This is a genomic window from Ruegeria sp. (assembly GCF_040830605.1).
In the GTDB taxonomy this organism is placed as follows: domain Bacteria; phylum Pseudomonadota; class Alphaproteobacteria; order Rhodobacterales; family Rhodobacteraceae; genus Ruegeria.
The window spans coordinates 34,415-59,457 of the sequence record NZ_JBFOMD010000015.1; the positions used below are offsets into that span (position 1 = coordinate 34,415).

General features: G+C 62.4%; 24 protein-coding genes and 3 tRNA genes. 8 read left to right on the plus strand and 19 right to left on the minus strand.

Annotation, left to right across the window (positions count from 1 at the left end):
- Positions 1 to 19: 19 nt before the first annotated feature.
- The 11 genes from AB3N21_RS19280 to hemA all read right to left on the minus strand — a co-directional run bounded on the left by AB3N21_RS19280 (position 20) and on the right by hemA (position 9,305).
- The gene (locus tag AB3N21_RS19280; protein ID WP_171179425.1) at positions 20 to 433 is read right to left on the minus strand and encodes a DUF3168 domain-containing protein; all 414 of its coding nucleotides are present in this window, start codon (positions 431 to 433) and stop codon (positions 20 to 22) included.
- Positions 430 to 768: a phage head closure protein gene (locus tag AB3N21_RS19285; RefSeq protein WP_171179424.1), complete on the minus strand. Its 339-nt coding sequence runs from the start codon at positions 766 to 768 to the stop codon at positions 430 to 432. The genes AB3N21_RS19280 and AB3N21_RS19285 overlap by 4 nt, the downstream gene beginning before the upstream one ends.
- Positions 765 to 1,364, minus strand: a complete 600-nt coding sequence (locus AB3N21_RS19290; protein WP_367936738.1) for a head-tail connector protein — start codon at positions 1,362 to 1,364, stop codon at positions 765 to 767. Before AB3N21_RS19290 ends, AB3N21_RS19285 begins: the two co-directional genes overlap by 4 nt.
- A 174-nt stretch (positions 1,365 to 1,538) precedes the next feature.
- Positions 1,539 to 2,717: a phage major capsid protein gene (locus tag AB3N21_RS19295; RefSeq protein ID WP_367936739.1), complete on the minus strand. Its 1,179-nt coding sequence runs from the start codon at positions 2,715 to 2,717 to the stop codon at positions 1,539 to 1,541.
- A gap of 35 nt (positions 2,718 to 2,752) precedes the next feature.
- Entirely contained in the window at positions 2,753 to 3,310 is a 558-nt protein-coding gene (locus AB3N21_RS19300) for an HK97 family phage prohead protease (protein WP_367936740.1), read from the minus strand.
- Positions 3,311 to 3,338: 28 nt separating this feature from the next.
- Positions 3,339 to 3,563: a hypothetical protein gene (locus tag AB3N21_RS19305; RefSeq protein ID WP_367936741.1), complete on the minus strand. Its 225-nt coding sequence runs from the start codon at positions 3,561 to 3,563 to the stop codon at positions 3,339 to 3,341.
- Positions 3,556 to 4,728, minus strand: coding sequence for a phage portal protein (locus tag AB3N21_RS19310; protein ID WP_367936742.1), 1,173 nt, complete (start codon positions 4,726 to 4,728; stop codon positions 3,556 to 3,558). Before AB3N21_RS19310 ends, AB3N21_RS19305 begins: the two co-directional genes overlap by 8 nt.
- A gap of 333 nt (positions 4,729 to 5,061) precedes the next feature.
- Positions 5,062 to 5,529, minus strand: a complete 468-nt coding sequence (locus tag AB3N21_RS19315; protein ID WP_367936743.1) for an N-acetyltransferase family protein — start codon at positions 5,527 to 5,529, stop codon at positions 5,062 to 5,064.
- Between the two features lie 3 nt (positions 5,530 to 5,532).
- A complete protein-coding gene (gene ispG, locus AB3N21_RS19320; protein ID WP_367936744.1) occupies positions 5,533 to 6,666 on the minus strand; it encodes a flavodoxin-dependent (E)-4-hydroxy-3-methylbut-2-enyl-diphosphate synthase in 1,134 nt (377 codons plus the stop codon).
- A gap of 70 nt (positions 6,667 to 6,736) precedes the next feature.
- Positions 6,737 to 7,951 carry a helix-turn-helix domain-containing protein gene (locus AB3N21_RS19325; protein ID WP_367936745.1) on the minus strand — a complete coding sequence of 405 codons (1,215 nt, stop codon included), beginning with the start codon at positions 7,949 to 7,951 and terminating at the stop codon, positions 6,737 to 6,739.
- A 130-nt stretch (positions 7,952 to 8,081) separates the two neighbouring features.
- Positions 8,082 to 9,305: a 5-aminolevulinate synthase gene (gene hemA / locus AB3N21_RS19330; RefSeq protein ID WP_367936843.1), complete on the minus strand. Its 1,224-nt coding sequence runs from the start codon at positions 9,303 to 9,305 to the stop codon at positions 8,082 to 8,084.
- A 346-nt stretch (positions 9,306 to 9,651) separates the two neighbouring features.
- Here hemA and AB3N21_RS19335 point away from each other — a divergent pair, with 346 nt between their 5' ends.
- Positions 9,652 to 11,037 (plus strand): M20/M25/M40 family metallo-hydrolase, encoded by a 1,386-nt coding sequence (locus AB3N21_RS19335; protein WP_367936746.1) that lies wholly within the window; start codon positions 9,652 to 9,654, stop codon positions 11,035 to 11,037.
- Between the two features lie 35 nt (positions 11,038 to 11,072).
- On the opposite strand, the gene AB3N21_RS19340 is transcribed toward AB3N21_RS19335, so the two are convergent.
- From AB3N21_RS19340 to AB3N21_RS19355, 4 genes are all read right to left on the minus strand, one after another.
- Positions 11,073 to 12,098, minus strand: coding sequence for a hypothetical protein (locus AB3N21_RS19340; protein ID WP_367936747.1), 1,026 nt, complete (start codon positions 12,096 to 12,098; stop codon positions 11,073 to 11,075).
- 124 nt (positions 12,099 to 12,222) lie between these two features.
- Positions 12,223 to 12,299, minus strand: a tRNA-Asp gene (locus AB3N21_RS19345).
- A gap of 52 nt (positions 12,300 to 12,351) precedes the next feature.
- Positions 12,352 to 12,428, minus strand: a tRNA-Asp gene (locus AB3N21_RS19350).
- Positions 12,429 to 12,796: 368 nt separating this feature from the next.
- A complete protein-coding gene (locus AB3N21_RS19355) occupies positions 12,797 to 12,982 on the minus strand; it encodes a hypothetical protein (RefSeq protein WP_367936748.1) in 186 nt (61 codons plus the stop codon).
- Between AB3N21_RS19355 and AB3N21_RS19360 the strand changes: the two genes are divergently transcribed.
- A complete protein-coding gene (locus AB3N21_RS19360; protein WP_367936749.1) occupies positions 12,981 to 13,958 on the plus strand; it encodes a LysR family transcriptional regulator in 978 nt (325 codons plus the stop codon). The two genes, AB3N21_RS19355 and AB3N21_RS19360, sit on opposite strands and share 2 nt — an antisense overlap.
- 59 nt (positions 13,959 to 14,017) lie before the next feature.
- On the opposite strand, the gene AB3N21_RS19365 is transcribed toward AB3N21_RS19360, so the two are convergent.
- A complete protein-coding gene (locus tag AB3N21_RS19365) occupies positions 14,018 to 14,890 on the minus strand; it encodes a MurR/RpiR family transcriptional regulator (protein WP_367936750.1) in 873 nt (290 codons plus the stop codon).
- Between the two features lie 181 nt (positions 14,891 to 15,071).
- On the opposite strand from AB3N21_RS19365, the gene AB3N21_RS19370 reads away from it, so the two are divergent.
- The 6 genes from AB3N21_RS19370 (at position 15,072) to AB3N21_RS19395 (ending at position 19,797) form a co-directional block, all read left to right on the plus strand.
- The gene (locus AB3N21_RS19370) at positions 15,072 to 15,590 is read left to right on the plus strand and encodes a TRAP transporter small permease subunit (protein ID WP_367936751.1); all 519 of its coding nucleotides are present in this window, start codon (positions 15,072 to 15,074) and stop codon (positions 15,588 to 15,590) included.
- Positions 15,590 to 16,915 (plus strand): TRAP transporter large permease subunit, encoded by a 1,326-nt coding sequence (locus AB3N21_RS19375; protein ID WP_367936752.1) that lies wholly within the window; start codon positions 15,590 to 15,592, stop codon positions 16,913 to 16,915. The genes AB3N21_RS19370 and AB3N21_RS19375 overlap by 1 nt, the downstream gene beginning before the upstream one ends.
- Positions 16,916 to 16,977: 62 nt before the next feature.
- Entirely contained in the window at positions 16,978 to 18,009 is a 1,032-nt protein-coding gene (locus AB3N21_RS19380; RefSeq protein ID WP_367936753.1) for a TRAP transporter substrate-binding protein, read from the plus strand.
- Positions 18,010 to 18,263: 254 nt separating this feature from the next.
- Positions 18,264 to 18,986, plus strand: a complete 723-nt coding sequence (locus AB3N21_RS19385; protein ID WP_367936754.1) for a porin — start codon at positions 18,264 to 18,266, stop codon at positions 18,984 to 18,986.
- A 140-nt stretch (positions 18,987 to 19,126) separates the two neighbouring features.
- A tRNA-Val gene (locus AB3N21_RS19390) sits at positions 19,127 to 19,201 on the plus strand.
- 71 nt (positions 19,202 to 19,272) lie between these two features.
- A complete protein-coding gene (locus AB3N21_RS19395) occupies positions 19,273 to 19,797 on the plus strand; it encodes a GNAT family N-acetyltransferase (protein WP_367936755.1) in 525 nt (174 codons plus the stop codon).
- 227 nt (positions 19,798 to 20,024) lie between these two features.
- On the opposite strand, the gene lon is transcribed toward AB3N21_RS19395, so the two are convergent.
- The 3 genes from lon to AB3N21_RS19410 all read right to left on the minus strand — a co-directional run bounded on the left by lon (position 20,025) and on the right by AB3N21_RS19410 (position 24,811).
- Complete coding sequence (lon, locus tag AB3N21_RS19400) at positions 20,025 to 22,436, minus strand: endopeptidase La (protein WP_367936756.1); 2,412 nt, start codon at positions 22,434 to 22,436, stop codon at positions 20,025 to 20,027.
- Between the two features lie 260 nt (positions 22,437 to 22,696).
- Complete coding sequence (gene tgt / locus AB3N21_RS19405; protein WP_367936757.1) at positions 22,697 to 23,827, minus strand: tRNA guanosine(34) transglycosylase Tgt; 1,131 nt, start codon at positions 23,825 to 23,827, stop codon at positions 22,697 to 22,699.
- A gap of 72 nt (positions 23,828 to 23,899) precedes the next feature.
- Positions 23,900 to 24,811 carry a nucleoside hydrolase gene (locus tag AB3N21_RS19410; RefSeq protein WP_367936758.1) on the minus strand — a complete coding sequence of 304 codons (912 nt, stop codon included), beginning with the start codon at positions 24,809 to 24,811 and terminating at the stop codon, positions 23,900 to 23,902.
- Positions 24,812 to 25,043 lie beyond the last annotated feature (232 nt).

A 25,043-nucleotide genomic window follows, 5' to 3' on the forward strand; every position in this document is an offset into this window, starting at 1 on the left:
CTCTCCAAAGATTGGTTGCTTAGTCGTCTTCCACGCGGGCGCGGAATCTCAGATCGATCTGGCGGATCGCGCCGCCGGTTCCGGTACGCCGGGCCGAAGCCCGCTCGAACCACAGCCCCACCACCCGCCCCCGGGCCAGCGTCAGCGGCGCCGCCTCCAGCGCGTCACACACGGCGCCCGCCAGCGTCTTGGCGGCGCCAAACCCGGCCGCCTCGGACACCACCGAGACCGTGAAGCGATGCACCGCCCCGGCGCCAGTCCCGTCGGAGGCCTCGCGCACCTCCTCGGGCCCAAGCGTCACATAGGTCTGCGGCACAGAACCCGACGGCACCGCGTCGTAAATCGCCCCATCAGCCAGTGCACTGACCTCCGCATCCGCAACAAGCTGCTGATACACCGACGCCTGCAGCGCGGCTGATACGCCATAACTCATGCCGCCACCTCCTCATCCGCGAAACAGGTCAGGTACTGGCCCGCCGGATCGCGCTCGGCCACCGCCCGGATCACGAAGCGGCGCGCACCATCGCGAAACCGCTGATCCGGCGCCGGGCGCATGCTCGACCCTTCCGGAGCCCCCCGCACGACGATGCGATAGCTCACCCGCGACACCGGCACCCCGGCAATCGATCTCTCAGACCCGCTGCGCGCACTCACCTCGGCCCAGAGCGTGCCCAGCACCGCCCAACTCTCGGTGTACCCCCCCGCGCCATCGGCACTGCGCACCGGTGCCTCCAGCACCAGACGCCGGTTCAGATGCGGCGCCTTCAATGCACTACCCCGGCACCAAACCGCACCATCCGATAACGCTGGATCAGACTGGTGACCCCAAAGGGCATGCAGCCATCGCCCAAGGCGGTCTCGTTACGATATTCGTAGTAATGCGCCGCCAGCAGCAGCACCGCCTGGCCCAGATCGGCCGGCAACCCGCCCCAATCCGCCGCCATCCCGGCGGTAAAGGCGATCTTCACCGACCCACCGGTCCCAACCGCAGGCAGCAACGCGCCTGCCGGACGCAAACGCGGCCGCTGGCTGTCGGGTTCCAACCGGTACGAACCAACCTCAACCACCGCTTCGACGCCCTCGGCATCCGCCAGCGTCACCGCGTCGACCCCGGTCACCGGCGCCACCGGCAGCACCTCGCCCCCGCGATCGCGCCAGCCGTTCAGGCTCCAGGAAAATTCCCGCGCGATCAGCACCTTGCCCGTCCGCGCCTCGATCGCCGCAATCGCCGCCCGCAGAAAGCTCTTCAGCACCTCGTCCTGCACATTGTCCTCGGCAAACCCGGTGCCCAGCCGCAAATGCGCCTTGAACTGGTCCACCGGCAGCGCGGCATCCGGAACCGAGGTCTCTTCGATCAACATCATCAATTCACTCCGCAAGCTCGAACCCCTCCGGGGGCCCTCATCTTCAGGAAAAGCGGGCACGTGCCGCCCCACGTTGCTCGGACGGAGGGGAGCAGCTAGACAACGCAGGGGATCTCACCCCGGCCCGTGCCCGCCACCCGGGGCGGGTCACCCCGCCCCGGCTCCGGCGCGCGCTCAGGCGGCGCCGAATTTCACCAGCTTGATCGCGGCAAAGTCGCTCACATCGCCGCCCACACGCTTGGTGGCGTAAAACAGCACATGCGGCTTGGCGCTGAACGGATCGCGCAGCACGCGCAGATCGGGACGCTCGGCGATGGTGTAACCGGCAGAAAAATCGCCGAAAGCAATCGAGAAACTGTCCGATCCTGCATCCGGCATATCTTCGGCGATCAGCACCGGATAACCCATCAGGCGCGCAGGCTCACCGGCGGCCAGACCGTCCGACCACAGAAAGCGACCATCGCTGTCCTTCAGCTTGCGGATCACACCGGCGGTTTTCGAGTTCATCACGAAGGTGCCGTTGACGCGGTACTGCGCGCCCAGCGCATAAACCACATCGACAATCGCATCCGCATCGACGCCACCGTCGATACCGGTCGGCACATAACCGATATTGCCCCAGGTCCAGACATCGTTGTCGACCTTGGCATGATCCAGAATGCCCTTGGGCTTGTCGGCCCCGTCGCCCGAGATAAATGCCGCCGCCTCGGCGCGGGCGAACTTGTCGGCGATACGACCGGCCAGCCAGCCCTCGACATCGAACGCACTGTCATCCAGCAGGCGTTGGGATGCCTTGGGCAGCGCGCTCAGTTCGTGCAGCGCAATCGAAATCCGGTCGATGGACGGCGTCGCCGTCTCGGTCGCCGCCGAATTCTCATCCGCCCAGCCCGCGCCCACATCGGTATGGTCGATCAGCACATCGAACGAGTTCGCCTCGACATTCACCACCGACGCAATCGAACGGATCGACGCGGTCGATTTCAGCACCGACTTGATGATCTCGGCGGTCTGCGGATCGACCAGATAGCCGCCATCGCTGTTGACCGCGCTCGACAGCGACTTAGCCTCCATCTCCAGCCCGCGCAGGCCATCGTCGTCGCCCGAACGCACATAGGCGTCAAAGGCCTTCTGATGCGGCGCGCCCTCGTCGGTAAAGGCCGCCAGATGCGGACGCGCCGCGATGGTTGATTTACGATCCAGCATGGTCAGTCGCTCTTCTGTCTGTTGCAGTTTGGTTTGAACTTCAGCCTGTAGGCCCTTGAACTCATTCACGAAGCCAGTCATCGCCTGCTTCACCTCCTGAGCCAGGGGCACACCCTCTCCGGCCAAGGCCGGCACTTCGGTCTTGCTCATCAGCACTTCCTTCTTGGGGGTGAGTTTTCGGCGCGCTAGTTTCGCGCCAGCTCCAGCCGGGCGTCTCTGAACACCTCGGCAATCTCGCGCCAGATGTCCCCGGCCTCGGGGGTTGCCCCCTTGGCCGCCACCCGCGCACTGGGCAGCATCGGAAAGGTCACCAGCGACACCTCCCACAGCTCCAGTTCCGTCAAGAGCCGCTGGCCCTTCTCGTTCTTCAAGGCCCGCCTGGTGCGATAGCCGATCGACAGCCCGTCAATCGCGCCCGCCTTGATCAGCGCCGCCGCCTCGCGCCCGGTCTGGGTGCTCTCCAGCAGCCGCCCCTTGACCCACAGGCCGGTCTCGTCCTCGCGCACCTCGTCCCAGACGCCGATGGGTTGCGCCGGATCGTGCTGCCACAGCATCTTGACCCGCTGACCCGCCGACTCCAGCCCCTTGAGCGAGGCCCTATACGCGCCCTTCTGCACATTGTCGCCGCCCTGATCGGTCTGGCCGAACAGGCTGGCATAGCCCTCGATCACCGCATCGTCCGTCACCGTCAGCCCGTCGCCGAACCGCGCGAACTTGTGTTCAAGCCCGGTGTCCATCTCCATGAAACACTCCTTGTAACCCGTTGAAATCCTAAGGCGCCGCCACCAAAACCGATTGAAACGCCTGCGCCAGGATCACCGCCACAACCCCGTAAACGGTCAGCCACAACCGCTTTTCCAGCCGCTCCATCATCTCTTCGATCTGATCCAGCCTGCGGCACAGATGCTCATGCTGGATCGCGGCCACCCGCTCATGCGCGGCCAGTTGCAACCCCGGAGCACACTCGAACGGCGGATATCCCGGCCCATCAGCCATCGGCAGTCTCCGCCAGCACCGGCAGCCCCAGCAGCGCCCGCTTCTCGGCATCGGTCAGGAAATCGGCATTCGTCACCCGCGCCCACTGCGCATCCCGCTCGGCGGACAAGGCGGGCACCTGATCCAGATCCGGCTTCAGCACCAGCTCCTCCCCGATGAACCCCGACAACCAGTCCGACAGCGCCGCCGCCACCCGCGTCACCAGGGGCAGCACGGTCAGGCGATAGAACGCCCGGTTGGCCTCCTGATAGTTCGAATAGGTCGCATCCCCCTGAATTCCCAGCAGCATCGGCGGGACCCCAAAGGCCAGCGCGATCTCGCGGGCGGCGGCTTCTTTGGTCTTCTGAAACTCCATATCCGAGGGCGAGAACCCCATAGGTTTCCAATCGAGCCCCCCTTCCAGCACCATCGGACGCCCCGCATTGCGCGCGCCGCGATAATTCGCCTCGATCTCGTCACTCAGCCGCCGGAACTGATCCTCGGCCATCACGCCCTGCCCGTCGCCACCGTTCCAGACCAGCGCACCGGACGGCCGCGCCGCGTTGTCGAGTAGCGATTTCGACCAGCGCGAGGCACTGTTATGCACATCCACCGCCATCGCCGCCGCCTGCATCGGCGAGAACCCGTAATGGTCATCCTGCGGATGGAACGACTTGATGTGACAGATCGCCGAGGCGTCAAAGCGGTGCTTTTTCGCCCCCACCGTATAATCATACCCCACCGGCCAACCATCGGCGCCGGGCACCACGCTCATCCGGTCCGAGCGCAGAACGTGCAGTTCGACCGGCAGACCCTCTTCCGCCTGCACCGCCTCGACATAGGCATTGCCCGACAGCAACAGCTGCCCGAACAGCGCCTCCAGCAGTTCCGCCTTGCCCTGCACCGCATTGGGCCGCCGCATCAGCGCCAGCAAGGGATGCACGTCATAGCGCTGCTCCCGGTCCTGCAGCACCAGCGGCAGCGCCGCCGCCGCCTCGGCAATCAGCTTGACGGACCGGAACCCCACCGGGTTGCCCGAAAAACCCGTCCGCGTCAGCGACACGGTATCGCGCGGGCTCCACGCCACCCGGCCCGCATTGTGCCAGGCCACCACCGGCCCGGCAGCGCTTGCCTTGGCCTCCGGCGCCTCGCCAGCCGATCCACGACGCAAGAAATCGAATACCATATGTGATGCTCCTGTCTGCCCGCCGCGATGCCCGGCCTTTCGTTGCCGAGGGTTATCCCGCAGATAGGTTGAAGCCTTCGAAACCAACCGTGCGCCCCGCCGGCAACACAGGCACCAAACAGGGGCGTGACAAAGATGAGCTGTCACTGATCAGGCCCGAACTGTCGTGTTCGGACGTTGCTTTCCGTTGCCACTGTTTAGGGTCAAATGAGTTGGCAAAGCGCCACCCGTTGGAGTGCTCCAATAGGAAGGGCCGAGGCGTTGTTAGCCAGAGATGCCAACGGGCAACCGGCATCGAACCTTGCTCAGATAATCAGCCGACCAAGGGAGTCCTTAATCCAAAGGCTTCTCAAACGTCGCCCTGGCGAAATCTCCGGCCTCGGGGCCGTCGCGATGAGTCTCGACCCACCCGTTGCGCAGGTAGAATCCAATGGCTTGCGCGTTGCCCACAAAGGTCTGCAGATGCCCCCGGTCATGGCCTGCCGCGCGCATCTGGGCCTCGACCCAATGCAGGATCGCGGTGCCGACACCGCTGCGATGCAGGCTGATCTCCACCATCATCAGGTGCAGAAACCCCTCCCAGAAGATCGCAAAACCGACGATCCGGCCCTCGGCGCGGGCCACATAAAGATTCGACAGGTGATCCGAGATCTCGTCATCCGTCTGCCCGCTTTCGATCAGCGCGGCAACCGTCTCTTCGCCCAGAAACACCGACGCAGTCCGGCGCAGCGTCTCGCGCGCGATGGCCTGAACCGGAGCAATATCCTCAGGTGTTGCGCGCGATATGACGAGGCCATCCATGGTCTATTCGGCGGCGTCCTGTGCAGCGTCTTCGGAGGCTTCGATCTGAGCGGCCTCCTTCTCGACCTCCTCCACGATATGATCGATCATCTGCTCGTTCGACATCTTGTGGCTGGCCTTGCCCGCCAGATAGACCATACCGGACCCGGCCCCGCCGCCGGTAAATCCCACATCGGTCATCAGCGCCTCACCGGGGCCGTTCACCACGCAACCGATGATAGACAGGCTCATGGGCGTCTTCACATGCTCCAGCCGCCGTTCCAGCGTTTCGACCGTCTTGATCACGTCGAACCCCTGCCGCGCACAGGACGGGCACGAGATGATATTGACGCCGCGATGGCGCAAACCCAGAGATTTCAGGATCTCGTAGCCGACCTTGACCTCCTCCACCGGATCGGCGGACAGGCTGACGCGGATCGTGTCGCCGATCCCCATCCACAGCAGGTTGCCCAGCCCGATGGCGGATTTGATGGTGCCGGAAACCAGTCCTCCCGCCTCGGTGATGCCCAAATGGATCGGCGCATCCGTGGCTTCCGCAATGCCCTGGTAGGCGGCAGCCGACAGGAACACGTCGGAGGCCTTCACGCTGATCTTGAAGTTGTGGAAATCGTTGTCTTCGAGAATGCGGATATGCTCCAGCCCGGACTCGACCATCGCCTCGGGGCACGGCTCGCCATATTTTTCCAGCAGGTGCTTTTCCAGGCTGCCCGCATTGACCCCGATCCGGATCGAGCAACCGTGGTCACGGGCGGCCTTGATGACCTCTTTCACCCGGTTCTCATCGCCGATATTGCCAGGGTTGATGCGCAGACAAGCAGCCCCCGCCTCAGCAGCTTCAATCCCGCGTTTGTAGTGGAAGTGGATATCCGCCACGATCGGCACCGGGCATTCGGGTACAATCTCTTTCAGGGCGCGCGACGATGCCTCGTCAGGCACCGAAATCCGCACCAGATCGGCCCCTGCCTCTGCCGCCGTCTGCACCTGTGCGACGGTCCCCGCCACATCGGTGGTCAGCGTGTTGGTCATGGTCTGGACCGAGATCGGCGCGTCGCCCCCCACGGGAACATTGCCAACCATGATCTGACGGGATTTACGGCGGTAGATGTTGCGCCACGGGCGCACGTGATTCAGCGACATGAGGCGAGGTCCGTCTGCTCCGGGTCTGCCGGTTACATAAGCCGCGCGCGAAGGCCCTGCAATGGGCCTGTTAGTCGCTGGGGGTCTCGACGGGGTCTTCGGCGACAGTCTGCGCCTCTGCCACCATACGGGCCAGATCGCCGTCCTGCTCCATATCCGCGACCTGATAGCGCTCGGTCACAGCGTCGATCGAGAGCGCGATGTTCTTGGTCACCACTCCACGTTCGCCCACGGGGCCGAAATGCTCGCCATTGGTGGCAAAGTAGATCGCGCCGCTCTCGCCGGCCCGCAGCGTAGGCGGCTCTTCGGTCAGCGGCACTTCGTAGGTTTCGCCGGGCTCCATGATCTTTTCGAAGATCGAGGTGCCGTCGGCGGCGGTCACCCGCACCCAGGACGGGCGCACGGCCACCATGACCAGAGACGGCGCAACCTCCTCCAGAACTTGCGGTACGGCTGGAAGGTCCGCTGCCGGGCGCTGCGCCTCGGAGATCTGGATCTCGGGCAGGTCCGGCGTTCGGAAGGTGCCGACATTGCGCGGATCGAGGGTCGAGATCGGGGCGTCACGCGCCACCAGAACCGGCACATCCAGCGCCTGCGGACGATAGAGACGGTCCAGCGCATCCGCGCTTGGTGTTACCAGACCGGCATTTGCAGTCACGGTCTCCCGCCCCCGCGCCTCATCCAGCGGGTCCAGATCCGACAGCACCAGCGGCGCCTGCTCCACCGGGGTCACCTGCACCTGCTGCACTTCTTTCAGCACGGTCCAGCCGCCATAGCCGATCCCCGCGATCAGCGCCAATAGTACGAAGGACGAGCCGATGGCGCGCGGTTCGATATGGCTGAAGAACGATTCCTTACCGGGCACAAAGGGTGTGTTGGGCGACATGAATGGATCACGGCCCATCGGGCCCTTGGACGGCAGCGCACCGTCGGATTTCTTGACCACCGAGGCCTGCGCTGACATGCCGTGCGCCACCTGGAACCCGCTCTCCTGGCAGAAGGTCGAGAACGCTTCCTCGGGGTCCATGCCCAGATAGCGGGCGTAGGAACGCACATACCCGGCGATGAAGCCGGGTGTGTCAAAAGCGTCAGGGTCGGAATTTTCGATGGCGGCGATGTAGTTGGCCTTGATCCGAAGTTCGCGCTGTACGTCCAGAAGCGACTTGCCCATCGTCGCCCGCTCGCCGCGCATCACATCGCCGAGCCGCAACTCGAAGTCGTCAAAGCCCCTTGGCCGGACGACTTCCTCTTCGTCTGATTCGCGCTGAGTCCTGCGCCCAATCATTCCTGCTGCCCCATTTTAGCCTGCCGCGAGTTTTGCTGAGTCCAGCGAGTCGTCCCATAACGATTCGACTGAACCTATTGTTAACAACACCATAACACGCGGCACACAAGTTGCACACTAAGCTGTGATGTTAACCTGCAAGTTCGGCGCGATTTAGCGCACAATGCGACCAAAGTGCGTCAAGAGCGTGCACGAGTGCGTTCATCTCGTCCGGCCCATGCACCGGAGACGGGGTGAAGCGCAACCGCTCTGTACCACGCGGGACGGTTGGGAAGTTGATCGGCTGGACATAGATGCCATAGCTCTCAAGCAGCATATCACTCAGCTTTTTGGTGTGGACCGGATCGCCGACGATGACCGGCACGATATGGCTGCCATGGTCGATCAGCGGCAGGCCCATGCCCTTGAGACGGGTCTTGAGGATTTTCGCCTGGGTCTGATGCTGCTCGCGCAACTCCGGCGCGCGCTTGAGATGGGCAACCGAGGCCGCCGCCCCTGCCGCAACCGCCGGCGGCAGTGACGTGGTAAAGATGAAGCCCGGCGCGTAAGATCTTATGGCGTCACACATTTTCGCACTTGCAGCGATGTAGCCGCCCATCACGCCATAGGCCTTGGCCAATGTGCCGTTGATGATGTCAATACGATGCGCCAGACGGTCGCGCTCGGTCACGCCGCCGCCGCGCGGGCCGTACATGCCGACCGCATGCACCTCGTCGATATAAGTCAGCGCGCCGAATTCCTCGGCCAGATCGCAAATCTCCTCGATAGGGCCGAAATCGCCATCCATCGAATAGACCGATTCAAAGGCGATCAGCTTGGGCGCCGTAGGATCGTCGGTCTCCAACAACTCGCGCAGATGCGCCACGTCATTGTGGCGGAAGATGCGCTTGGCCCCGCCATTGCGGCGCACGCCTTCGATCATCGAGGCATGGTTCAGCGCGTCGGAATAGATGATCAGACCGGGAAAAAGCTTGGGCAGCGTCGAAAGCGTCGCGTCGTTGGCAATATAGGCGCTGGTGAACAGCAGTGCCGCTTCCTTGCCATGCAGATCGGCCAGCTCGGCCTCAAGCCGCTTGTGATAGACCGTGGTGCCCGAGATGTTGCGGGTCCCGCCCGAGCCTGCGCCCGCCGACTCGATGGCCTCGTGCATTGCCTCCAGCACGACCGGGTGTTGGCCCATGCCCAGATAGTCGTTACCGCACCAGACGGTGATATCGCGCTCGGAACCGTCCGGACGGGTCCAGACCGCGTGCGGGAAATGCCCCTTGCGGCGTTCGATATCTATGAAGGTCCGGTACCGTCCTTCGTCATGCAGCCTGGCAATCGCTGAATCGAGCTGAGCAGTGTAGTCCACCGGGTCCTCCTTGGTCATCCGCCGCCGACCCCGATCGTGGCGGGCGGACCGAATTCACCAACGCAAACAAATTCACGTTTGTGAATGATTATCTTTTATGCACCTTCAATTCAACTGCCTATATCCGCGGACGGCATCACAGCATTGATTTACATCAAATATAGCTTTGCCCCTTGTCCCACAAGTAAACTTACGGCGCTCGTGCGCGGGGAAACGACGCAGGGCTGCCCCGGCATACAATCGCCGTTTCCTATAATATACACCAGATTGCCCGGCGGCGCACTGGACTGTCGGCAATGCGCTGCTAGGCTCCGCGCCGGAAACGAATAGGACTCAGGAGCCCCCCATGTCGCTGGACGACGTTCTCACCCGCATCGATACAGATCTCTCAGCCGCCACCGACCGGCTGATGGAGCTGCTGCGGATTCCCTCGATCTCGACCGACCCGGCCTACAAAGCGGCCTGCGACACCGCCGCCGACTGGCTGGTGACCGACCTGCAAAGCATAGGAATCGCAGCGGAAAAGCGGGCCACACCCGGTCATCCGATGGTGGTGGGCCATGTGGGCGAGGATGGCGACGGCCCGCATGTGTTGTTCTACGGCCATTACGACGTACAACCGGTCGACCCACTGAACCTGTGGGCCCGCGACCCGTTCGACCCCGCTATCGAGGACACCGAAAACGGCCCGGTGATCCGGGGCCGCGGCTCGTCCGACGACAAGGGTCAGTTGATGACATTCGTCGAGGCCTGCCGCGCCTGGAAGGCCGTGCACGGCACCCTGCCCTGCCGCATCACCTTCTTCTTCGAAGGCGAAGAGGAATCGGGCTCGCCTTCGCTGGTGCCGTTCCTCGAAGAGAACGCCGCTGAGCTGAAGGCCGATCTGGCACTGGTCTGTGACACCTCGATGGTGTCGCGTGGCGTGCCGTCAATCGCGGCTCAACTGCGTGGCATGCTGAAGGACGAATTCACCATCATCGGCCCCCGCATCGATCTGCATTCCGGCCACTACGGCGGCCCCGGCCTGAACCCGCTGCGGGAAATCTCGCGCATCGTAGACTCGTTCTATGATCAGGAAACCGGTCGTGTCGCCGTCGAGGGCTTCTACGAAGGCGTCCACGAAGTCCCGGCCGAACAACTGCGCCAATGGGAAGGCTGCGGTTTCGACGAAGCCGAGTACCTGAACTCGGTCGGCTACACGCAACCACATGGCGAACAAGGATATTCCACGCTGGAACAGCAATGGGCGCGTCCGACGCTCGAGGTGAACGGCCTCTGGGGCGGCTACAATGGCGCGGGTTCCAAGACGGTGATCCCGTCCGAGGCGCATTGCAAGATCACCTGCCGGCTGGTCGGCGACATGGACCCGGACACGCTGCGTGGCAAGATCCGCAAACATGTCGAGGATCGCCTGTCGCCCGATGCCAAAGTGGTCTGGGACAACGATTTGGAAGGCTCGCGCGCCTCGGTGATGAACATCACACGCCCGGAATTCGAGGCCGCGCGCGGTGCGCTCTCGGACGAATGGGACCGCGAGGCGGTGTTCACCGGCATGGGCGGCTCGATCCCGGTGGTCGGGTACTTCAAGTCGATCCTGGGACTGGATTCGATGCTGGTGGGCTATGCCAATGACGACGACGCGATCCACTCACCCAACGAGAAATATGACGTGAAGAGCTTTCACAAGGGCATCCGCTCTTGGGCGCGGATTCTCGATGCGCTGAACAAGTAAGCCGGCGGGGCGCGGCAGAGACTGCCGCGCTCCCGTCACTGATACGCAAGCCGTTCGACAGCGATCAGGTCCGCCGCACATTGTGACATCTCGGCGATCTGCGCCCGATCCGCCAGCAAGGTCAGATTCGTCTCCGCTCGCGCCAGCGCGGCCTTGCGCAGCACCATCAGACGGGCGCGCGGGCTGCTTAGAAAGCGCTCCTGTGGGACCAGCTTTTCCAGCGGGCTGTCAACGCGGATGACCTCGTAATAGCCGCCGAACAGGGCCAGAAAAGCGAAGGCACAGCTTGGGGCCTCCGACCCGCATTGGCTGGTGCACAGACCGGCAATCGGCCTTGTCGCCTGTGCCGACAACAACCAACCCTCGACTGCGGGACGCCACCGGTTCGAAGCGGAGATGTCACCGTACCCGTAGCCAAGCGCCAGAATCCCGGCCATGCCAAGGGTTTCGGGATCGTCGGCACTGACCGGTTGCTGCCCCGCCGTGATGTGGCGCAGGGCGGCTATCCCGTCACCCCGGGGTTCCGGCGGCCCGATGAGATAGTCCAGATAGGGCCGCAACTCAGGCAACAGATCGGGGCTCTGCCGAAAGGCCTCTTTCATCTCTTGGGGGCCATAAAGCGCAATGATACGCGTGGGATAGTCGGTCGCCTGCCTCTCGCCCAACCGGTTCAGTTCCGCGATCAGATCCGGGTCCGGCTCGGGGCGAACGGCCCGCATCAATGCTTGCGCCAACTCGTTCTCAACCGCCGCCTCCATGAACAGCCAAGTCCTTCCAAACACTGTACCTTTTGGCACATGACGGAACAGCGCACGCGCCTCTGCGCTTGGCAGGGACACACGATAAGGGGATGGGCCGAGGTCGTTGGTTTCGATCCGGGCGAGCAGCAGACGGGCGTCGGCGTTGCCCGATCGGGCGAGGTCGGCGAGCATCGGCAGGCTTTGCTGATCGTTGCCCTGCAGCCAGAGCTCCACGGCCTGTTCGAGGTCTTCGTTGGCCTGCGCCAGCGTGGCTGCGCTGGCAGCCAGGATCAGGAACAGGAGCCGGGCGAGGAATGGCATCTCGGACCTCTCAGGGTTGTTTGCTGCAGGATACGGTCATGCCCGCAATCCACAAAGGGCTTACGGCACAGGCGAAACGCCGCACGTAAGGAAAGAGGCTTAAACCTTTGGATTTTCTGGGAAATGGCGCGGTTGACGGGGCTCGAACCCGCGACCCCCGGCGTGACAGGCCGGTACTCTAACCAACTGAGCTACAACCGCGCATCAGGTCCTTGTTTCAATCCCTTGACCCGGATCGAAGGGCTGGCAGCAGTGGCGCGGTTGACGGGGCTCGAACCCGCGACCCCCGGCGTGACAGGCCGGTACTCTAACCAACTGAGCTACAACCGCCCGCTGCCCGCTCATCGCTGAACGTTTGGGTGTATTATGGCCCCGCCCGGGCAGCGTCAAGCGGCGTTTCGAACTTTTTTCGCGTCGGGTGGAATTTTCCTGCGGGAGCCTTTGAGAAAGGAGATGCTCCGGTTTGTACAGGCCCTGTGAGGGTCAGTATCCGGTTTGTACAAAACTGGAGCGTGCGCAAAAGCGCGAAGTATCGTGCCTGTCGCAATAAATTTGCATACTTTAACAATGCCAATTCTCCGAAAACGGAATGCTGGGCACCTGTAGCGCCCGCTGGTTTGAAACGGGATGCGCAACAAAGCGGACTCATTCATTGAACCGGTGTTTGCATTCCCGCGCAGCGGATAGCCGCGCTTCAGTCAAGTGTCCGCCAACTTCGACTGGAGCGTGAACAGATTTGTAAGCGCCGACCAACAGGAAATGATGCGCCGGCTGAATTGGCGTGGCCCCGGCGTCAGCCTCGCTGCAGCGCGTTCGGCCTCCGTCGGCAGTTGATGCCTTTGGGCGCTGTGTTTCAGAAGATTGGTATCGAACGGTGCCATCATGGTCTCTCTCCTTTTCCTGAAGGATGAGCCACAACCGGCGCGGCTGGTATCAGGTAAGAAATTGTGCTGTTCTACAAAAATGAAGACCGAAGGCTGGAATTGGTCGGACGTGCGCGTCTTTCTGGCGGTGTTCAGGGAAGGCTCGACACTGGCGGCGGCGCGTAAGCTGGGTGTTGCGCAGCCAACGGTAGCGCGGCGCATCGAAGAGTTGGAACACCAGACCGGACTTACGCTGTTTGACCGAGATACGCGCGGTTTCAAGCCAACCGCGCAGGCGCACAATCTGATCCCGTTTGCCGAAGCCGTTGAAAAAGCGTCTGAGAACTTTGCCGCCAAATCGCGGGAACTGACAAAGCCGAAACCGATCCGCATCACCGCTCCCGGGTATTTCTCGGACCAGTCGATGGAAATTTTCAGCGAGTTTGCAGCCTTGAATCCGGGCATCACAATCGAGTTTGTTCACAGCGTCGGGGTGTTGAACCTGCTTGAGGGCGAAGCCGACATAGCGTTACGTGTTGCGATGAGCGAGCCGGATGAGAGCTTAATTGGCCGGAAGATCGGGACCGATCATTTCGCACTTTACGGCGCGCAGAACTATGCCGACCAATACGGTTTGCCGAAGTCTTCCGGCGATTTTCGGGGGCATCGTTTCGTTACGCTCAGGCGCGATGATGTGGCCGACATCCAGCACCAATGGATCGCACACCACGTTTCGCCCGGTCAGATCGTAAAGTCATTCAGTGATTTGGACATGTTTCACGCATCCATCAAGGCGGGCCACGGTTTGGGGCTCGTTCATGCGAGATGGGCGGACACTGACAACGCTTTATTACGCTGTTTTGACAACATCTCGGAGTTGTCCAGGCCGGTCATGATGCTGATCGCACCGGAAGCGTACCGCCGATCCGAGGTAAAGACATTCACCAAATTCTTTGCACCACGCTACGCGGCCACGTTCGGTGATCCGTCTTCATAGTAATAGTGGCCGGCACCACAATCTGCTGCCTCATACTGTCCGTGTCGGCTTCAAGATCCCTACCCCTGCCCCCGGAACAGGCGGGTTGAGGAGAACATGGATTCGAGTTCCTCGATCCGTTCCTTGCTTTCCTCCCAGCGGGCCTCCTGCACATGGGCGATCAGGGCCTCGGAGATCAGTTGCAGGGCGATGGTGGAATCCCAGCTTGAGGGCGCCTCGACCAGGCCGTGGAAGGTGAAATCGGCGCTGCGTCCGATGGGCGAGCCCCATTGGTCGGTGAAGAGGATCACGGTGGCGCCACGGTCCGAGGCGATCTGGGCCAGCTTTTCCAGATGCGCCTCGTACCGGCGGATGTCGAAGATCACCAGCACCGCGGCCCGGTCCATGTCGAGCAGGTATTGCGGCCAGACATTGGCGGAGTTGCCCAGCATCGTCACGCCCGGCCGAATGATCTGCATGTGGTTGAAAAGGTAATCGGCGTTCGAGCGGGTGATGCGGCCGCCGACCACGTAGAGGTGGCGCGAGGTGTCGGCCAGCAGCCGCGCGACCGTGTCAAACATGGCGGTGTCGATGCGTTCCAGCGTGTGACGCATGTTGGTCCAGACCGCTTGGGCGAACCGGGTGAGCGCGTGTTCGGCGGCATCGTCCACCACCCAGGCATCGCGTTTCGAGATCGGTTTCTTGATCTGGGCGGCGACCTCATCCCTGAGCGCCTGTTGCAGGTCGGGAAAGCCGTCGAAGCCCAGCTTGCGCGCCATGCGGATCACCGTGGGGGTCGAGACGCGGGCGGCGGCGGCCAGCTTGGTGATCGATTGCAGCCCGGCGATGGGATAGTCCTGCAGCAGGATCGACGCGAGTTGACGTTCCGACCGGGTCAGGCCGTCGATCTCATCCTGCAGCATCTGTTTGACCAGTTTGGCGGGCGGGGTCACGGGTGGGCAGCCCTCATTTTCTAGCTTTTGTTACAGAGTATGGATTAATGTAGTCATGTCTACAGGGATTTTGTTGACAAGCGGCGCCCGGCTGCTCCCAATGTGAGAGGAGCGCTGCGGCGCGACAATCAACGAACCGGCCCCGGAGATGAGGGCGGGTCGTAACAACAGGGAAACAGGCATGAACCTGATGCGGAGATATGTCCGGATCATTGACGGGATGAACCGCTGGATCGGCCGGGTCGTGATGTACGGCATCTTCGTGATGATGGGCATCCTGCTATGGTCGTCGATCTCGAAGACCTTCTTTCTGCCGTCGCTGTGGACGCTGGAAATGGCGCAGTTCGCGATGGTGGCGTACTACATTCTGGGCGGGCCCTATTCGATCCAGATGGGGTCGAACGTGCGGATGGATCTGCTCTATGGCGAGTGGTCGAACCGGCGCAAGGCGTGGACCGATGCGCTGACCGTGCTGTTCCTGATCTTCTACCTGGCGGTGCTGATCTATGGCGGCTGGGATAGCTTGAGTTACTCGCTGCAATATGGCGAGCGCAGTCCGACGGCGTGGCGGCCGTATCTGTGGCCAATCAAGACGATCATGCTGGTGGGGCTGGTGCTGATGCTGCTGCAGGCGGTGTCGGAACTGGCCAAGGATATCCTGCGCATTCGCGGCGAGGATATCCCGCGGGAGGCGATCTGATGTCTTACGAAATGATCGCCATCGTGATGTTTTCCACGATGATGCTGATGCTGCTGACTGGGCAGCGGGTGTTCGGGGCCATCGGGTTTGTGGCCGTGGTGGCGGCGTTGCTTTTGTGGGGGGATCGGGGCGGATACGATATCGGTTTCGCCTCGGCGATGAAGCTGATGAAGTGGTATCCGCTGCTGACGCTGCCGATGTTCATTTTCATGGGCTATGTGCTGTCCGAGTCCAAGATCGCCGATGATCTCTACAGGATGTTCCATGTCTGGATGGGCGGGCTGAACGGCGGGTTGGCCATCGGCACGATCGGCCTGATGGTGCTGATATCGGCGATGAACGGGCTGAGCGTGGCGGGGATGGCGATCGGGGCCACCATCGCCCTGCCCGAGTTGCTGAAGCGTGGCTATGACAAGAAGATGGTGACCGGGGTGATACAGGCCGGGTCATCTTTGGGCATTCTGGTGCCGCCGTCGGTGGTGCTGGTGCTTTATGCGATGATCGCGCGGCAGCCAGTGGGGCAGCTGTGGCTGGCAGGTGTGATTCCGGGGCTGATGATGGCGACGATGTTCATCCTCTACATCGCCATCCGTTGCCGCATAAACCCCGATCTGGGCCGCGCCCTGCCGCAAGAAGAGCGCAACGTGCCCATGGCCGAGAAACTGGCGCTGCTCAGGGCGGGGCTGCTGCCGCTGGGCATCTTTGCGGCGATGATGGTGCCGTTTGTGAACGGCTGGACCTCGCTGGTGGAAAGCTCGGCCATCGGGGCGATCACCGCCTTTCTGGCTGCGGTGCTGAAGGGGCGGATGACGCGGCAGGTGTTCGAGACCTCGGTGCGCTCGACGCTGGGCATTTCCTGCATGTTCATGTGGATCATCCTGGCCGCGCTGGCCTTTGGCGCCGTGTTCGATGGCTTGGGTGCGGTCAAGGCCATCGAGAACCTGTTCACCGAGCGCCTCGGCCTCGATCCGTGGATGATCCTGATCCTGATGCAGCTGAGCTTTATCTTGATGGGCACGTTCCTGGACGACACCGCAATGCTGGTGATCGTGGCGCCGCTTTATGTGCCGCTGGTCAAGGCGCTGGGGTTCGATCTGATCTGGTACGGGGTGCTCTATACCATCACCACCCAGATCGCCTATATGACGCCGCCCTTCGGCTATAACCTGTTCCTGATGCGCGCCATGGCACCGCCCGAGATCACGCTGCGCGACATCTACGGCTCGATCCTGCCGTTTGTGATGGTGATGACGCTGGCGCTGGCGATCATCATGACCTTTCCGCAGATCGCGCTGTGGCTGCCGGACTATGTCTACAACAAATGACCCCGGGGCGAACCGGGGCTGAGGGGAGCACGTTCGCAAGTTCAACAACCGGGAGAGAGAGAATGACATCAAGACGCAAGTTCATCAAAGGGGCCGCCATCGCGCCCGCCGCGGCACTGGCCACGCCGGCGCTGGCGCAATCGACCATCAAGTGGCGGATGCAGACCTATGCGGGCCCGGCGCTGGCCGAGCATGTGATCGTGCCCGCCATCGACATGTTCAACAAGATCGCCGGCGACCGGATGCAGATCGAGCTGTTCTTTGCCGATCAGCTGGTGCCCACCGGCGAGCTGTTCCGCGCCATGCAGCGCGGCACCATCGACGCGGTGCAGTCCGATGACGACTCGATGGCCTCGCCCACCGAGGTGACCGTGTTCGGCGGCTATTTCCCGTTTGCCTCGCGCTATTCGCTGGATGTGCCGGTGCTGTTCAACCAGTACGGGCTGAACGAGATCTGGGATGCGGAATATTCCAAGGTCGGCGTCAAGCATATCAGCGCAGGCGCCTGGGACCCGTGCCATTTCGCCACCAAAGACCCGATCAACTCGTTGGCCGATCTGCAGGGCAAACGCGTCTTCACCTTCCCCACCGCCGGACGCTTTCTGGCGCAGTTTGGCGTCGTGCCGGTCACCCTGCCCTGGGAGGATATCGAGGTCGCGGTGCAGACCGGCGAGCTGGACGGCATCGCCTGGTCGGGCATCACCGAGGACTACACCGTCGGCTGGGCGGATGTGACCAACTATTTCCTGACCAACAACATCTCGGGCGCCTGGGCGGGATCGTTCTTTGCCAATATGGACCGCTGGAACGAGCTGCCCGAAGACCTGCAGACCCTGTTCCGCGTCTGCTGCGACCAGTCGCATTACTATCGTCAGTGGTGGTATTGGGGCGGCGAGGCCAGCCTGCGGGTGAACGGCACCAAGATGGAGCTCACATCCATTCCGGACGAGGAATGGGCCACCGTCGAGGCGGCAGCCGTGCAGTTCTGGGACGAGATCGCCGCCGAATCCGAGACCAAGGCGAAGGTGGTCGAGATCTTCAAGCAGTACAATGCGGATATGCTGAAGGCCGGGCGGCCCTATCGCTACGGCTGAGGCCAGCCGCGTATGGCCTGTCTTCGGAGGGGCCGACACGGAAAGCCGGGCGCAATTTGTGCCCGGTTTTGTTTTTTTTTTGATTCTGCCGCTGCATGACCCTGCTGCGGGATTGCAATATGTTAACGGCGCAACAGGCGGTCGGGAAAGACCATCCACCCCTACTCCCGCGTGTCCTGCCACGGTAAGGACAGCCTGCGCGGCGACTCTCATTTTGGGTCTTCGCGAAACAATGACAAAAACGGAGCAGGATCTTGAAAAACCTGATTATTTCCGGCGCGCTGGCGACCGGGCTGGTTGCTGGCGCGGCCCATGCCGTCGAGGTGACGGGCGGTTATGTCGAGCTTGGATATTCGACCTTTACCGACACCGATATCGGCAGCCGGTACAATCTGAACGGCGCCGGCGAGCTGGCGTTCTCGCGCAGTTTCAGCCTGCAGCTGGATGCGGGCACGTATCGCTTCAACGAAATCGACGAATCCGGAACGAACCTCACGCTGCACGGCAATTTTCATGCCAGCGACAACCTTTCGCTGGGGGCCTTTTACGGGCGTGACAGCATCGATGGCGACGATCTGGATTTCTACGGCGTCGAGGCGGGTTTTGACGCGGGCCAGGTGGACATCGAAGGGTATCTGGGTCGACACGAGGTCGACGGCGTTTCGGGATTGGACGGAAACATCTTTGGCCTGGCTATGAAAAGCTACGCCACCGACCAGCTGGAACTGACCGCCAATTACGATCTGGTCGACAATTTCGGCGGGCTGGTCGATGCGAATGTCTATTCCGTCGGCGCCAACTACGCGCTGAGCGACAACGCGGAAGTGTTCGGCACGCTGGGGGCCGCCCGGCTGGACGCGTTCGGGTTCAGCAACACCGAAGCCTTCGTGAGCTTTGGCGTCCGCATGAACCTAGGCAATGCCCGGGGCACCACCTTTGACCGTCGTGGCGTTCTGGACAAACTTCCCGGCCTCTGAAGGTCTTTGCCCCGGCCCGGGACGACCGGGGCATCCCCACCGGGCCCAAACCGCCGCGTGCCCGGCTTGGCAAAAAAAGGCATGTCGCCTTGAATGCCCTCTTGCAGAGCCCGAAAAGGCGCGGTAATACCCCGCCTCACGGGTGATTAGCTCAGTGGTAGAGCGCTTCGTTCACATCGAAGATGTCAGGAGTTCAAATCTCTTATCACCCACCATTTTCCTTTTACCTGTAGATGAAACAGCCCAGAGTTCGAGCGGCTGCATCAGTGCGGTATCGTGCTGCAGAATGAACGAACGGCTGCATTTTTTTGGGCCACGCTCGGGTGAAACGACTTGCATCATTTGTCCAGGTCGAAACAACATGCCGCACATGCTTGACCTTAGAATAACCGGCCCGCACGACGACGACGGCAAGGCGCTCGCTGAAATCCGAGTGGAGGCCATGAGGTCGAGCCTCGAAGCCATTGGACGATTTGATCCCGTTCGTGCACGAGAACGGTTTCTTGCAAGCTACGATCCTGCCGACACACAGGTCGTTTTCCTTGATGATCAAATAGTTGGCTTCTATGTCGTGCGTCGTCGATCAGACCATCTTTATCTCGATCACCTATACATTCGCCCCCCCCACCAAGGCAAAGGCCTTGGACGGAAGATCGTTCGAACCGTGCAAGAAGAAGCAAGGGAGGCAGGCCTACCGATCCGGCTTATGGCCTTGAAGCAAAGCTCAGCGAATGACTTTTACCGGTCATGTGGATTTGCCTTCGTAACCTCCGACGCATTCGACAACCATTACGTTTGGAATGTCCAGTAACCCAAAAAGAGGCTGCGCTCGGACGTGCGGTCTGCGCAGACGAACGCGCAGAAAAGCTGCGATTAGCCGGCAACGACTCAGGTTTTCCTGACGTTTGGTCGGCAATTGCATGATGCAGCCTGACCACTCCCTGTTTGCAGCTTTGGCTGTCACGCAGGTTCTCAGCGTTTTCCGCCAAATGAAAATGGCGGACCATGAGGCCCGCCATTCTGTTCGATCACCGAGGATCAGTGCGCTGTCGCTGACGCGCCGCTGTCGCCTGCGGTTTTGGCTGCGGCTGCGGCGGCGGCCTCTTCGGCGGCCTCGTCCCATTCGATGGGCTCGGGCTCACCAACAAGCGCGTGTTTCAGCACTTCGGAGACATGGGCCACCGGGATGATCTCGAGCCCTTCTTTCACGTTGTCGGGGATCTCGGGCAGGTCTTTTTCGTTTTCCTGCGGGATCAGCACGGTCTTGACGCCGCCACGCAGAGCCGCCAGCAGCTTCTCCTTGAGCCCGCCGATGGCGCTGGCATTGCCGCGCAGGGTGACCTCGCCGGTCATGGCGATGTCCTTGCGCACGGGGATGCCGGTCAGCACCGAGACGATGGCCGTGACCATGGCCAGACCCGCGCTGGGCCCGTCCTTGGGCGTGGCGCCGTCGGGCACGTGGACGTGGATGTCCAGCTTGTCGAACTGCGGCGGCTTGATGCCGAGCTGCGGGCTGATCGAGCGGACGTAGCTCGACGCCGCCTCGATCGATTCCTTCATCACCTCGCCCAGCTTGCCGGTGGTCTTCATCCGGCCCTTGCCCGGCAGACGCAGCGCCTCGATGGAGAGCAGCTCGCCCCCGACCGAGGTATAGGCCAGACCGGTGACGACGCCCACCTGATCCTCAAGCTCGGCCAGACCGTAGCGGAATTTCGGCACGCCCAGGAACTCATCGAGGTTGTCGGGCGTCACGGTGATGCTGTCCGCCTCTTTCTTGATGATCTTGGTCAGCGATTTCCGCGCCACCTTGGCAATCTCGCGTTCAAGGTTCCGCACCCCGGCCTCGCGGGTATAGATGCGGATCATCTCGGTCAGCGCCTCGTCGGTCAGTTCGAACTCCTTGGCCTTGAGGCCGTGGTTCTTGACCTGTTTGCTGATCAGGTGCTGCTTGGCAATCTCGCGCTTTTCATCCTCGGTGTAGCCCGCCAGCGGAATGATCTCCATCCGGTCCAAGAGCGGCCCGGGCATGTTATAGCTGTTCGATGTGGTCAGGAACATCACGTTCGACAGGTCGTATTCGACCTCCAGGTAGTGGTCCATGAAGGTGTTGTTCTGTTCCGGATCCAGCACTTCGAGCATGGCCGACGCCGGGTCGCCACGGAAGTCCTGCCCCATCTTGTCGATCTCGTCGAGCAGGATGAGCGGGTTCGTGGTCTTGGCCTTTTTCAGCGACTGGATGATCTTGCCGGGCATCGAGCCGATATAGGTGCGGCGGTGGCCCCGGATCTCGGATTCGTCACGCACGCCGCCCAGCGAGATGCGGATGAACTCGCGCCCCGTCGCGCGCGCAACCGATTTGCCCAGCGAGGTCTTGCCCACGCCCGGAGGGCCGACAAGGCACAGGATCGGGCCTTTCAGCTTTTTCGAACGCTGCTGCACGGCGAGATATTCGACGATCCGTTCCTTGACCTTTTCAAGGCCATAGTGATCGGCATCCAGGATTTCCTGCGCCTTGCCCAGATCCTTTTTCACGCGCGATTTGGTGCCCCAGGGCAGCGCCAGGATCCAGTCGAGATAGTTGCGCACCACCGTGGCCTCGGCCGACATCGGTGACATGTTGCGCAGCTTCTTCAGCTCGCCCTCAGCCTTTTCACGGGCCTCTTTCGACAGCTTGGTCTCAGCGATCTTCTGTTCCAGCTCGGCAACTTCGTTCTTGCCGTCCTCGCCATCGCCCAGCTCCTGCTGAATGGCCTTCATCTGCTCATTCAGGTAATACTCGCGCTGGGTTTTCTCCATCTGGGATTTGACGCGGGTCTTGATCTTTTTCTCGACCTGCAGGACCGACATTTCACCCTGCATCAGGCCATAGACCTTTTCCAGCCGCTCGCTGACGCTAAGCGTTTCCAGAAGGTCCTGTTTCTGCTCCACCTCGATGCCCAGATGGCCCGCGACCAGGTCGGCCAGCTTGGCGGGTTCGGTGGTCTCACCGACAGCGGCCAGCGCCTCTTCGGGGATGTTCTTGCGCACCTTGGCATAGCGCTCGAACTCGTCACCGACGGTGCGCTGCAGGGCCTGGGTGGTGGTCACGTCGCCCGGGATCTCGGTCAGGTACTCGGCCCGGGCCTCGAAGAACTCCTCGTTTTCGAGGTATTCGGTAATGCGCACGCGCGCCTGCCCCTCGACCAGCACCTTGACGGTGCCGTCGGGCAGTTTCAGCAGTTGCAGCACATTGGCCAGCACACCTGCGTCATAGATGCCGTCGGTGCCGGGATCGTCGACGCCGGGGTCGATCTGGCTGGACAGCAGGATCTGCTTGTCGTCCTGCATCACCTCTTCCAGTGCGCGGACCGACTTTTCGCGGCCCACGAACAGCGGCACGATCATGTGGGGAAACACCACGATGTCGCGCAGCGGCAGGACGGGGTATGAGGAATTCAGAGGCTCTTGCATGCTCTATCCTTATCATTGGCAAGACGGCACCGGTCCCAAATTAGGCGACCATCGGCCATCTCCGGTCATGGGTTAACAACGTGGGGCAAGGACCCGGTCATTTCAACCGCACCGGCGAATTCGTCGGGCGCACAATGGCGCGAGTGTGCAGCGACCGCAAGGCGTCAAAACCCCGCTTAAGATCTTTTCTGTGCGCGTGGGCTGACGGGACGGCGGGCGGGGCGATCCGCGCCCTGCGCGGGAGCGGCGCGCCGGACCGGTTACAGCGGCTCGATATCGCCCTGCGCGCGCTGATCGTGGAACTGCGTTTGCCAGGCCTCGAAGGTGCCCGCCGCGATGGCCTCGCGCATGCCGCCCATGATCTCCTGAAAGTAATGCAGGTTGTGCCAGGTCAGCAGCATGCCCGAGATCATCTCGTTTGCGCGGAACACATGATGCAGATAGGCGCGGGAATAGTTCTGGCAGGCCGGACAGGTGCAGTGTTCGTCCAGCGGGCGCGGGTCGTCGGCGTGGCGGGCGTTCTTGATGTTGACCACACCATGGCGGGTGAACACCTGCCCGGTGCGGCCCGAGCGGGATGGCAGCACGCAATCCATCATGTCGATGCCGCGTGCCACGGCGCCGACAATATCGTCGGGTTTGCCGACGCCCATCAGATAGCGCGGCTTGTCCGCGGGCAGGAAATCCGGGGCGTAGTCGAGGCAGCCAAACATGGCTTCCTGCCCCTCGCCCACTGCCAGGCCGCCGACGGCATAGCCTTCAAAGCCGATATCTTTCAGTGCCTCAGCGCTTTCCTCGCGCAGGTCACGCTCCAGCCCGCCCTGCATGATGCCAAAGAGCGCGTGGCCGGGACGGTCGCCAAAGGCCACACGTGAGCGGTCTGCCCATCGCATCGACAGCCGCATGCTCTCGGCGATGCGGTCGCGGTCGGCGGGCAGTGCGGGGCATTCGTCGAAGCACATCACGATATCCGAGCCCAACAGCCGCTGGATCTCCATCGACCGTCCCGGGGTCAGTTCGTGTTTCGAGCCGTCGATATGGGATTTGAAGGTCACGCCTTTCTCGGTCAGCTTGCGCAGCCCGGCCAGCGACATGACCTGAAACCCGCCCGAGTCAGTCAGGATGGGCCGATCCCAGTTCATGAACTTGTGCAGACCGCCTAAGCGGTCGATGCGCTCGGCCGTGGGGCGCAGCATCAGGTGATAGGTGTTGCCCAGCAGGATGTCGGCCCCGGTGGCGCGCACGCTTTCCGGCATCATCGCCTTGACCGTCGCCGCCGTGCCCACCGGCATGAAGGCGGGCGTGCGCACCTCACCGCGCGGGGTGTGGATCACGCCCGCGCGGGCCTTGCCGTCGGTGGCGTGCAGGTCGAATGAGAAACGCTGGGTCATGGGGATGCTCAGAGCTATTGGGGGCGGTGGACCGCGCAGGCTTTGCCCGATCGGCCCGCGCGATGCAACCCGTCAGCGCAGGGTGTTGACCCGGTCGGTGAAGAGCCGTACCACCCCTGCCCCGTCGACGCCGGTGCAGACCCGCACCGGGGGACGGCTGGTATCGGGGCGGGTCGCGCCCATGCCATCGCCGTGCCGGTCCACGTGGATGCCGGTTTCGACGGTCTCGAACATCGGTTCATGCGTACAGGCGATGACGGCGGTGGAATCGTGCAGGCCGCAGCCGTCGAGCCCCCCGGCCTGCTTGTAGAAGTTCAGGTAGAATTGCGAGATGTCCCGCAGGAACCCGCCCATATCGGGCGAGATATTGGCCAGCGCCTCGAAATCGCCGGGCGCATAGAGCGTCTTGAGCGTCACGTCGAGCCCGACCAGCACGGTCTCGGGCGGGGCGGCAAAGACCTCATCGGCGGCCAGCGCGTCGTGATAGATATTGGCCTCGGCCTGCGCGGTGATGTTGCCCGGGCAATAGACCGCGCCGCCCATGATCACCAGCCGTTTGAGGTTGCCCGCAAACTCCGGGTCCAGCCGCATCGCGTCGGCGATGTTGGTGAGCGGGCCGATGGCGCAGACCACCAGTTCGCCCTTGTGCTGGCGGGCGGTCTCGGCCAGATATTCGGCGGCGGAGAGGCCATGGTTCGCGCCGATCTGCGGAATGTCGGTCAGGTCGCCGAACCCTTCGGGCCCGTGCACGAAATCCGACGGCTGATAGGTCTCGGCCCCGTAAGGCAGGTGCGCGCCCTCGGCCACGGGCAGGTCCAGCCCCAGACGGTGCAACAGATAGCGCGCGTTGCGGCTGGACTGGTGCACATGGGTGTTGCCGAAAATCGTGGTCAGCCCCACGAGGTCAATCTCGGGCGCGGCGGCGGCATAGGCGATGGCCATGGCATCGTCGATGCCGGGATCGGTGTCGATAATCAGTTTCATGCCGGCCCCGATAGCGCAAACGGAGGTGCAAAGCCAAGCACCAGAAGCGGGATAATGGGCCTTACCGGGCGAAATGTGAAAACCGCTTCCAGACGCCGAAAACGGCCTGTTTCCGACCCGCGCGCCTCAATTCCGGCGATTTTGCAGTCTATCCCTCCGATTCGCGGGATTTACGCCCTTTTTGGCGTCAGGACAGGCTTGCGCACCGAGTCGCACAGGCAATACCTGTCTT